Origin of the sequence: Acinetobacter sp. UBA2581, assembly GCF_002339435.1 — a bacterium.
Classification (GTDB): Bacteria; Pseudomonadota; Gammaproteobacteria; order Pseudomonadales; family Moraxellaceae; genus Acinetobacter; species Acinetobacter variabilis.
In genome coordinates this window covers 1-10722 of the sequence record NZ_DDLD01000012.1, presented here as the reverse complement: position 1 = coordinate 10722, position 10722 = coordinate 1, and the positions used below count along the sequence as shown (strand labels likewise).

The window sequence follows — 10722 nt, the reverse complement described above, 5'->3', positions numbered from 1 at the left end:
TTAGTCAAAATTTAAACAGCCCAAAGCTACATTTTATAAGGTTTTAGCCAATTCAAAAATTAGGTAAAACGATACTTTCGCAAGAGGTCTAGTCAGTACGTAACAGTATCACTTGTTGGGCATGGTATTGACGATGAATGGTTAAATCCATTTTAGCAATTGTTTGTGAGGTTAAATCTGACGCCTCACGTACTAATAAGCCTTGTAATGTTTGTTAGTAAACTCTTCATTTTTTCATTCCCCTATTCTATTTATATCAATCACATGAATAGTGCTATTTTGTAGTACCAGTATTTCAATATGATGAATCAAGGTGATATTAAAAGGCTCTCCCTTTGTATATAGAAATCAGTCCTTAAAGCTGCTTAATCAACCGTCTAACTTTCGAGGATCATATCAGGTTCGGCGGACACTTACCTGTCTACACATAGAAATTGCACCAATACCAAGTGCATCAGCGACATCTGCAAACTGTTTTTATATCAGGCATTAATTGGCTACAACCTACAGACAATTGGCGTATAAAACGATGTAGGGTTTTAATTTGAGTAAAGACTGGAATCTGGGTGGGTTGACTAGATAAATATTTTCCGTAGCCTTACCCAACGTAATCTGTACATCAAATCTTTTTAATGCCTCGAAGATCGCTGCATCAGCGCCTTCTAGACAGGCTGGTATTACTTTTCCGGTCATTTGGTTTTTTCTTACTTTGGTATAAATACCATAACCCACTTTAATTAGCTCACCTTCTTGAACTAAGTTTCGCAGAGTTCTTTCAATTTGGTCATAATTTGCAATGTCATTAAAATCATTTCGCATAAATAAGTCAGTAAAACTGCTTAACTGGCCGGCATTGTGGCCGGTGTCGGGTTTTCATCATCCAATTTAGGAAGCGAGCAAATTGCGTAAAACATAGTGCAAGATCCCACCGGCCTTAAAGTATTCCACCTCATTCAAGGTATCAATACGACACAACACCTGAAAATGGCTATATGTACCATCGGTATGTTGCACTTCTACATCCAGCATTTGATGCGGATGAATATCATCCGATAATCCCAGAATTGATAGGGTTTCATGCCCGGTCAGGTTCAAGATCTGCCGGTTCTGACCCTCCACAAACTGTAAAGGTAACACTCCCATGCCGACCAGATTAGAACGGTGAATCCGCTCAAAACTTTCAGCAATCACTGCTTTCACCCCCAATAGGTTGGTGCCTTTAGCCGCCCAGTCACGTGAAGAACCGGTGCCATATTCTTTCCCGGCAATAATCACGAGTGGGGTTTGTTCTGCCTGATAGCGCATTGCCACATCATAAATCGAGAGTTTTTCTGCACTTGGAATATGCAGAGTATTGCCACCTTCCTCCCCACCAAGCATTTCGTTTTTGATGCGGATATTGGCAAAGGTGCCTCGCATCATCACCTCATGGTTGCCACGGCGGGATCCATAAGAGTTAAAGTCTTTTGCATCAACCCCCTGTTGCTGTAAATATCGTCCGGCAGGACTATCTTTTTTGATGTTGCCTGCAGGGGAAATATGGTCCGTCGTGACTGAATCTCCCAATACAGCCAAAATCCGTGCCTGTTTGATCTGCTGAATTGGTCGCACCGGCTGATCAATTTCTGCAAAAAAGGGTGGATGTCGGATATAGGTCGATTGTTCATCCCAAGTATAGGTTTGACTTTGAGGAATCTGGATCGCTTTCCACTTGGCATCACCTTCAAACACTTCCGCATATTCTTTATGGAACATCTCAGTATTCAAGTTCTGCAGTGCGGCATCAATTTCCATCTGTGTCGGCCAAATATCTTTTAAATAAACTGCTTGCCCATCAAAGCCTTCACCTATCGGCTCAGCAGTGAGATCAGTTCGAATATTCCCGACCAAACCATAGGAAACAACCAAGGGGGGAGATGCTAACCAATTGGTTTTCACCAAAGGATGCACTCGTCCTTCAAAGTTACGGTTTCCGGAAAGCACTGAGGCTACATTCAAATCGAAACATTGCACAGCTTCTTCAATCGCTTCAGGTAAAGGTCCCGAATTACCAATACAGGTGGTACAACCATAACCTACCAGGTTATAACCCAGTTGATTCAAATAAGGCGTCAACCCTGCTGCATTGAGATAATCGGTAACCACTTTGGAACCTGGAGCCAGTGAACTTTTCACCCAGGGTTTCCGCTGCAAACCTTTTTCGATTGCCTTTTTGGCCAATAGCCCTGCTGCCAACATGACACTGGGATTCGAAGTGTTGGTACAGGAGGTAATCGCTGAAATCACCACGTCACCATGCTGCAACGGATATTTTTTACCCTCAATCATACAAAAAACATTTTCATGGGGCAGGTTGGCCTGTCTCGCTTCAACAGCCGTACCTCCCCCTCCTTCATTTTCCAGACGCTCTTTTTCTTCTTTGACCGGTTTCAAGGTCAGATCCATGAGGGCATCAAAGGTTCTCGGCACTTGTGACAATAGTACACGATCCTGTGGGCGTTTCGGACCCGCCAGACTGGCTTCTACCGTCGACATATCTAAAGCCAGCGTATCTGTAAAGACGGGTTCATCCCCCGGATTGCGCCATAATCCTTGCAACTTGCTATAAGCCTCTACCAAGGCAATTCTTTCCGGCTGACGTCCTGTTAAACGTAAATAGGAAAGCGTCACCTCATCAACCGGGAAAAAGCCACAGGTAGCGCCATACTCCGGTGCCATATTGGCAATCGTGGCACGGTCCGCCAAGGGTAAATCGGCCAGGCCATCACCATAAAATTCGACAAATTTTCCAACTACGCCTTTTTGGCGCAGCATCTGGGTAATGGTCAGCACCAGATCAGTTGCTGTAATCCCTTCTTTGAGTTTACCGGTAAGCTTAAAGCCGATCACTTCCGGAATCAGCATGGAGATCGGTTGGCCTAGCATGGCCGCTTCCGCCTCAATACCACCTACCCCCCAGCCTAACACGCCTAAGCCATTGATCATGGTGGTATGTGAATCGGTACCGACCAAGGTATCAGGAAAGGCAAAGCGCTGCCCATCGACCTCATTGCTCCAGACCACTTGTGCCAGATATTCCAGATTGACTTGGTGGCAAATCCCGGTTCCTGGCGGCACCACGCGAAACTGATTGAGTGCCGCCTGCCCCCAGCGCAGAAACTGGTAGCGTTCGCCGTTGCGTTGCATCTCAATGGTAACATTCTGCTCAAAAGCTTGCGGGCTGGCAAAGTAATCGACCATCACCGAGTGATCGATGACTAAATCCACCGGTGACAACGGATTAATTTTTTGCGGATCACCGCCGGCTTTGGCCACTGCTGCACGCATTGCAGCAAGATCAACCACTGCAGGAACACCGGTAAAATCCTGCATCAGCACCCGTGCCGGACGATACTGGATTTCCTGTTCTGAAGTTCGGTCGTTAAGCCATCCTGCCAAGGCATGAATATGCTCGGTCTTCACCGTGAGCTGATCTTCAAAACGTAATAAATTTTCCAGCAAGACCTTTAAAGATTTGGGCAGCCGGGACAGGTCGCCCAACTGCACTTGCAATTTGGATAGGTTGAAAATCTGATAGTGTTCTGAACCGACGGTTAATGTTTCTAAGGTATTAAAACTATTGATATCAGTATACTTGGCCATCTAGCTTCCCTCCTGCTTGAGCTGTTATTTTTATGATCACAGTCAACCACTTCTTTACTTACTGTATGCTAACTGAGCGGTGGGTTTGTTATTATTTATTATCGGATTGCGCTAGCCAGTTAAATGCAAGGCTGCCAGGGCATTTTTCCAGAGAGTTGCCGACAGTTCAAATCTGGCATCAACAACGTTTCTGCCCATCCTAAGGACATAAGCTAAATTGACCAGCGTATTACTTTGTTCTGTGTCTATAAACGTCGAAGTTTCTCTAATTCTTCGATTAAATCCAACATCATGGCTACAGCAGTAAAACTTGCATCAAAATCACGCTGTAAACGATACGCTTTTTGTGCACGTGCCACATCATCCACTAAAAAATATAAATCTGATGCATTTACGCGATTCGGCAAAATATCGTATTCAATCAGTTGCAGAATCCATTCAGGACTTTGACCACAAACTTGAGCAAAACTATTTAAATCATAACGTTGTTGCTCATCTACAACTTCTGCCTGTTGGATATCTTCTAAGACCACCTCATAATATTTAACTGTCGTCATAATTTTACTCCTTATGATGATCTCGGCTTAAATTTGGAGAATGCTGCTGCAAATGCTTCATAAGCCTGTTGTTCTTGTTCGGTTTGTGCAGGTGGTTGCACAATATCGAGGATGAGGAATAAATGCCCTGCATCTTTAGCAGGAATCCCCTGATTTTTTAAACGTAATTGTTGACCTGTTTTGGCATTTTTTGGAATTTGAATATTGAGTTGTTTACCATTGGGTAAGCTTGCCGTAATCGATTGTCCAAGTGCTGCTTCCCATGGACTAATCTTCAGATGATGATAGACATCCGCATTTTCAACATAAGTTGAATCTGTAGCTTTATATTGGATTTCAATATACAGATCACCATTTTCACCCCCATGAATACCCGGTTGCCCCTGTCCGGTTAAACGAATTTTTTGCCCTGCTTTCATGCCTTTTGGAATTTTAATTTTTAAGACTTTACGCTGTACTTCTGCTTGCCCGTACGCATTGATAGTTGGAATCTGTAAAGTGACATTTTGAGTTGCACCATGGAATGCAACATCCAAATCTACTTCTAGAGTCGCGTGTTGATCATCACCTCTATAGGATGCTCGACCCTGATAACGCTGTTCATTGAAACCACCAAAACCGCCACCAAAGCGACCAAACAAGTCTTCAAACCCTGTAAAATCCTGTCCGCCCATATTTGAATAATATTGATGAGCATCCCTACCCTGGCTATTCTGTGGATGGTCTAATTCAAAATCATATTCTGCTTTTTTTTCATCATTACTTAACACATCGTAAGCAATGTTTAACTGTTGCATATGCTCTTCTGCATCAGCTTCTTTACTGACATCGGGATGATATTTTCTGGCAAGTTTACGATAAGCTTTTTTAATTTGCTCAACAGTTGCATCTCGAGGTACACCTAATATTTCATAATAATTCTTGGTCATCTCTGCCCTATTGGTGGTTTATGTTTTATTCATTATTCAATTTTTTTATAGCTAAAAAAACCTTTTAAAGATTTTTCTTGTTATAAATTATTTCTTTTACACAAGAAATAATTCTTTAAAATCATAGGATAATCTATATTTTTCTGACGACAGCCGCTAAATAATCTTGTCTTTTTTAAATTAGCCTGTTCGAAATCATGATTAGGATCAGTCTGCCTTTTGGTAGATAGCGCAAAATGGCTCATTTCAGGCGGTTATTTTTATCCTGCTGATCATGATCATTTTCGCGGCTGCTGGCGCATATGTGGTTGAAAACAAGGTGCAACCGGAAGTCTTTAGCTCCATCCCTGCATCCTGGTTGCCTAGTGATTAAAGATAATGAACAACAACTTACAGCCGAGGATATCCAACATTTAGGACAACGCTTCTGGCGCAAATCTGCTCAGCAGCACGGCCATGGTCTGGGACTGACATTAACCGCTAACCTGTTAAAACAATATGGTTATCTGCTCTCTTTTAATGCCCGACGGCCCTATGGGCTTCGCATTGAAATCAAGTGCGGCGTGTCTAAGCGTGACCTGCAAGCTTAGGAATATCCAGCCATACGGCTGTTGGAAAATACTGGGGCAGATACTCCTTTAAATATTGAATAGTATCCATCGCAATCGTTTGGTCCTGATGGTCATCAGTATGGTTAAATGCCACAGCATGAAGTGTGACTTTACGCTGTTTGAGTAGCTCCAGGCTCAGTAAAGTATGATTAATACTGCCCAGACGGCCTGAAGTTACCAGAATGACAGGATAATCGTGCGCTGCAATATAATCGATTGTCAGCATGTCCCGGGTCAGCGGCACCATTAATCCGCCTGCCCCTTCAAGCAAAACCCGGTCATAACGCTCGGCCAGTATAGTGGCTGCCTGCTGAATTTTTTCGAAATCGATTGAACGCCGATCTAGTTCAGATGCCAGATGCGGTGAGGCTGGATAGCTAAAAATTTCTGGCATGGTCAGCTTGTCATGATCTTCAGGCAGCAGTCCACACCCCATGATCATCCTGTGCTGCTCAATATCTTCTGAAACATCCACATTGCCAGTTTGAATCAGCTTTTGGGTAATGGTTCGAATCCCCTGTTCATTCCAGCTTCTGGCTAAAAAACCGGTGGCATAGGTCTTACCAATAGCGGTATCAATGCCGCTGACAAAATAGATTTTCAAACTCATAGAGCCTTCCGTGCAATCAGGTAAATGGGATGGTAAGTCAAAGGATAACCCTCTGTTTCCGGGATCTGGAATTGAGCATAATGGTGCTCGAACTGCGCAAGTGAGCTTTTGCTCCAACGAAAACCCTGAGCCGTTGCCTGCACACCGGTAGATTTCATGTGTTTTAACACATCTCTAGGCTGGGCAAAGTTGAGTTGGATCCGTTCTTCATTTGCCATCAGCAGTTCAAAGCCCTGTGCCTGCAAGATATTTGCTACAGTTTCCAGTGGTAAATAATCCAGACCCTGTCCTGTTAATGCTTTAATTTCTTTTAAATTGTCTTCTGCATAACTGGCAAAACAGAAGTATCCTGATGGGTTCAAGGCATTGGCCACTTTTCGGATTAAGGCTGGTAGCTCCTGAATCCACTGCAAGGCTGAACAGGACACCACCAAGTCTAAAGACTGCGGTAATGGCAACTGTTCGATATCGCCTATACCCCAGATGAATTGCTCAGTTTCAGGAAAATGCTGTTTCACTTCAGGATAAAGATCATTTAAAAACAACTGATCAACCCCATAATGCTGTAAAAAAGCATGGCTAAACAGACCTGAACCACAACCAATTTCTAGCGCACGTTGCATATGTGGTTGGGGAATATACTGTTGCATTAAATGAAGTAAATGTTGAGCGACATGGTGCTGTGCTACGGCATGCCGATCATAACTGTGCTGAGCCTGAGCAAATCGTTGTGCAATCAGTGTGTTGTTCATGGCTGATACTGCTCCAGTACACTAAAACAGTGCTGAATTTCCTGATTCTTTATTCCGTGATGCAAACATATCCGCAGTCGTGACGAGTTTTTGGGAACAGTGGGTGGACGTACAGGTAATACATAAAAACCATAATCTTGCAAATAGGCTGCTGAAGCTACGGTCTGATGCGTATCTCCAATAATGACCGGAATAATCTGGGAACTTGACGGACAGTCATAACCCAGATTTTTTACTGCCTGCTGACTGTATTGTGATAATGCAGTTAACGATTGACGTTCTGCCTGTAAGCCCTGTTGATGCTGAAAGATAAAATTTGTCCAAGCCATACAGATGGGAGGTTGGGCCGTACTGAAAATGAGCGGGCGCATTGAATTAATCAAATATTCCCGGATTATCGGTTCGCAGACCAAATAGCCACCAACCGAAGCAAGCGCTTTACCAAAGGTACCTACCAGGAAGTCGATATCCCCTATCACATTATATTGCTCGGCACAGCCCAGTCCACGTAAACCGCGTACGCCTACCGCATGCGCTTCATCAACATACAGCATGACTTTAGGATGCTGTTTTTTTAGCGCCACCAAAGCAGTTAAATCGGTTTCATCCCCATCCATACTAAAAATGGATTCTGTGACGACAATGATACGTTCAATCGACTCATCTGAATGATATTTCAATAAAAGTTGTGCCAAGTGATCTAAATCATTATGCCGATATCGCACATAATTCGCTTTAGATAAACGGATACCATCAATCATACTGGCATGAACCAGTTTATCAGCAATGATTTGGGTTTTACTGTCTGCAAGCGCAGGTAAAATCCCGATATTCATGTGATAGCCGCTATTAAACAGCAGTACCACACGGCCAAAGGCTTGCGACATGTTATGTTCAAGCTGTTCATAAGCGGGAAAATTTCCAGTCAGCAATCGGGAGGAACTGGCACTCATCTGCCGTTCAGAAACAGGAGTCATATCAAAAAATGCTTCCCGTAAATCCACTTGGCTGGCAAGACCCAGATAATCATTCGATGCCAGATTCAACATGGTTTTGCCGTTGAGTTCAAAATGGGCAGCACTGGTAATGTTGGATTTAAACTCGCGGTATTGCCCTTGTTGCTTTAATACATCAAGTTGCTGTGCAAAATGTTCGAGGTGATTCATGCTGCAAGCTCCAGGTGCTGAATCATAGCGATCATATGTTCCAGCAATGTCTGCAATTCGGCTGTAGAAATAATAAAAGGTGGCATGACATACACCAGTCTGCCAAATGGACGAATCCATACACCACGACGAACACATTCTGCCTGGAATTCAGCCAGATTCACTGCCTGATGCAGCTCAACCACTCCAATTGCCCCAAGCACCCGCACATCTTTGACTACAGGATGCCCATCTAAAACATACAAAGTACTTAATTGCTGTTCAATACGCTGAATATTGGCTTGCCAGTCCTGTGCCAGTAAAAGCTGGATACTTTTTACTGCAACTGCACACGCCAACGGATTGGCCATAAAGGTCGGGCCGTGCATAAAAACGCCCGCTTCCCCCCGAGAAATGGTCTCTGCAACCTGCCTGGTGGTGAGCGTAGCAGACAAAGTCATATAGCCACCGGTCAGGGCTTTACCTAAACAAAGTATGTCAGGGATGATATCGGCATGCTCATAGGCAAATAGCTTACCAGTGCGTCCAAAACCTGTCGCAATCTCATCCAGGATCAGGAGTATATCGTATTGCTTACACAAAGCTTTGACTTGGCGTAAGTATTCAGGATGATAAAAACGCATCCCTCCCGCACCCTGAACAATCGGCTCAATAATCATGGCTGCAATCTGCTCATGCTTTTCTGCCAGTAACTGTTTCAGTGGCTGGATATCCTGCTCCTGCCATTCGCCATTGAAGCGACTTTCAGGTGCAGGAACAAAATATCGATTAGGCAGGCTTGAACCGAAGATTTGATGCATACCCGTGACGGGATCGCAAACTGACATCGCGTTCCATGTATCACCATGGTAGCCCGAACGTGTCGTGACAAAATTACTTTTTTCCGGTTGACCTTGGGCATGCCAATATTGCACCGCCATTTTCAAGGCAACTTCTACAGCAACCGAACCGGAATCAGCAAAAAAGACTTTATCAAGCTCAGATGCCGTAATCTCCAGCAGGATTTTCGCAAGTTCAATGGCAGGCTGATGGGTCAATCCACCAAACATCACATGTGACATCTTATTCAGCTGCTCAATGGCGGCCTGATTCAGCTCAGGATGACTGTAGCCATGAATCGTACACCACCAGGAGGACATACCATCAATCAGCGCCCTGCCATTTTCCAAATAGATCTGGGCGCCGCTGGCGCTAGCGACCGGATAACAGGGCAAGGGTGCAGTCATTGAGGTATAGGGATGCCAAATATGCTCTTGATCAAAAGCGTCAAACACAAAATTCATCCTGAAAAATTGTGGAAATATCGATCTTAGCCTGCTCAGTTAAAAATGCAAATGACTGAACTCTCTATCTTGCTGAAGTAACTGATAAATCATCCAGAAAATCCAGAATAGGTGTTAACACCAATTCTGTATCGAACAGGATTGCATCATGTGCGGCCTCGATTTCTTTGACTTTGATTAAACTTTGTTGATAAAAGACAGGTTCTATGGAAACTTGGCAAGGAACTAGTGAATCTTGGTTTGAAAATATAAACAGTATCTTCGTTGAACAGGTTTTTAATATCTCTACCAAATCTAATTGTTTCAAAAGATAAAGATGCTTTTCTTGATGATTTAAATCAATTAAAGACAGTTGGGATTGTAAATATTTTACCCGTTGCCGTGCATCCTTCGCTCCCATACAGACGAGATGACAAAAACGTTTCAATGTCGTTAACATGTCTAGTCGGGCGGCCTGAAGAAACTGTTCAAAATCAGTTTCAGGCATTGCTTGTTGCCAATCTTTATTGGCAACAAAACAAGGATTGGACATACAGGTAATGACAGGCTTTGCTACTCGTGTCTGCTGAAAGATTTCATTCGCCAAATATATGGCCAATTGTCCTCCTAAAGACCAGCCTATGAGCACATCATAATCTTGTGCGAGCTTTATCTTTTCCTGCAGGGTCACCGCATCAAAGGGGTCAAAAATATCAGAGATTGCTACTGTATGATCTGTCCTGAGTTTTTCAGAAAATTCTTTTAGGACGGTTGTCCCCAGTCCCCAGCCTGCAATCAATAATATATTCATCTGCTATTCCCTGTGAAAATACATTAGGCCTTCAAGCCGTAAAATTTCTCGGCTAAAAATTATTGCTTTTCAAAAAAGCATGAAAATACTTTTAACCAAAAAAGAAAAAAGTGCCTGTCTTAACGCTAATAACCCAACGCCTAGATCTTTGTACTAATAAAGCGACCTAGGCCATGCCCTCTTTATTCACAATTCGGCAAGTTAGCTGATAGCTACAAGAAAAAACTGCTATCTCAGGCTGAAAAACGGGATAGTAAGAATATTCACATCGTGACCAGAACATTTAAGCCATATTCATATATAAGACAATCACACATCATGTTGTATCTTACGACTTATGACATACGGTTATGTCTTTAATCGGCTTTGTTGCACAAACCTA

General features: G+C 43.3%; 9 protein-coding genes and 2 pseudogenes. 2 read left to right on the top strand and 9 right to left on the bottom strand.

Going from position 1 to position 10722, the window contains the following annotated elements; genetic code table 11:
- Nucleotides 1-504 precede the first annotated feature (504 nt).
- The 4 genes from B3Q46_RS01375 to B3Q46_RS01360 form a co-directional block, all read right to left on the bottom strand.
- A complete protein-coding gene (locus B3Q46_RS01375; RefSeq protein ID WP_034171665.1) occupies nucleotides 505-819 on the bottom strand; it encodes a DUF6088 family protein in 315 nt (104 codons plus the stop codon).
- A 66-nt stretch (nucleotides 820-885) separates the two neighbouring features.
- On the bottom strand, nucleotides 886-3642 hold the full coding sequence (gene acnA / locus B3Q46_RS01370) for an aconitate hydratase AcnA (RefSeq protein ID WP_286712921.1): 2757 nt from the start codon (nucleotides 3640-3642) through the stop codon (nucleotides 886-888).
- A 245-nt stretch (nucleotides 3643-3887) separates the two neighbouring features.
- Nucleotides 3888-4199: a chaperone modulator CbpM gene (locus B3Q46_RS01365; protein ID WP_004780103.1), complete on the bottom strand. Its 312-nt coding sequence runs from the start codon at nucleotides 4197-4199 to the stop codon at nucleotides 3888-3890.
- A gap of 11 nt (nucleotides 4200-4210) precedes the next feature.
- Nucleotides 4211-5128 (bottom strand): DnaJ C-terminal domain-containing protein, encoded by a 918-nt coding sequence (locus B3Q46_RS01360; protein WP_286712918.1) that lies wholly within the window; start codon nucleotides 5126-5128, stop codon nucleotides 4211-4213.
- A gap of 232 nt (nucleotides 5129-5360) precedes the next feature.
- On the opposite strand from B3Q46_RS01360, the pseudogene B3Q46_RS01355 reads away from it, so the two are divergent.
- Nucleotides 5361-5483: pseudogene (locus B3Q46_RS01355) on the top strand (ion transporter); the annotation flags it as partial.
- Nucleotides 5479-5718, top strand: a pseudogene (locus tag B3Q46_RS01350) (ATP-binding protein); the annotation flags it as partial. The pseudogenes B3Q46_RS01355 and B3Q46_RS01350, both read left to right, overlap by 5 nt.
- Here the strand turns inward: B3Q46_RS01350 and bioD are convergent.
- The 5 genes from bioD to B3Q46_RS01325 form a co-directional block, all read right to left on the bottom strand.
- Nucleotides 5696-6349, bottom strand: coding sequence for a dethiobiotin synthase (gene bioD / locus B3Q46_RS01345; RefSeq protein ID WP_004780106.1), 654 nt, complete (start codon nucleotides 6347-6349; stop codon nucleotides 5696-5698). The pseudogene B3Q46_RS01350 and the gene bioD sit on opposite strands and share 23 nt — an antisense overlap.
- Complete coding sequence (gene bioC / locus B3Q46_RS01340) at nucleotides 6346-7101, bottom strand: malonyl-ACP O-methyltransferase BioC (RefSeq protein ID WP_286712913.1); 756 nt, start codon at nucleotides 7099-7101, stop codon at nucleotides 6346-6348. Before bioC ends, bioD begins: the two co-directional genes overlap by 4 nt.
- Nucleotides 7098-8267: an 8-amino-7-oxononanoate synthase gene (locus B3Q46_RS01335; RefSeq protein WP_286712911.1), complete on the bottom strand. Its 1170-nt coding sequence runs from the start codon at nucleotides 8265-8267 to the stop codon at nucleotides 7098-7100. Before B3Q46_RS01335 ends, bioC begins: the two co-directional genes overlap by 4 nt.
- Complete coding sequence (bioA, locus tag B3Q46_RS01330; RefSeq protein ID WP_286712908.1) at nucleotides 8264-9541, bottom strand: adenosylmethionine--8-amino-7-oxononanoate transaminase; 1278 nt, start codon at nucleotides 9539-9541, stop codon at nucleotides 8264-8266. Before bioA ends, B3Q46_RS01335 begins: the two co-directional genes overlap by 4 nt.
- Nucleotides 9542-9614: 73 nt before the next feature.
- Nucleotides 9615-10340 carry an alpha/beta hydrolase gene (locus B3Q46_RS01325; protein ID WP_286712906.1) on the bottom strand — a complete coding sequence of 242 codons (726 nt, stop codon included), beginning with the start codon at nucleotides 10338-10340 and terminating at the stop codon, nucleotides 9615-9617.
- Between the last annotated feature and the right edge of the window lie 382 nt (nucleotides 10341-10722).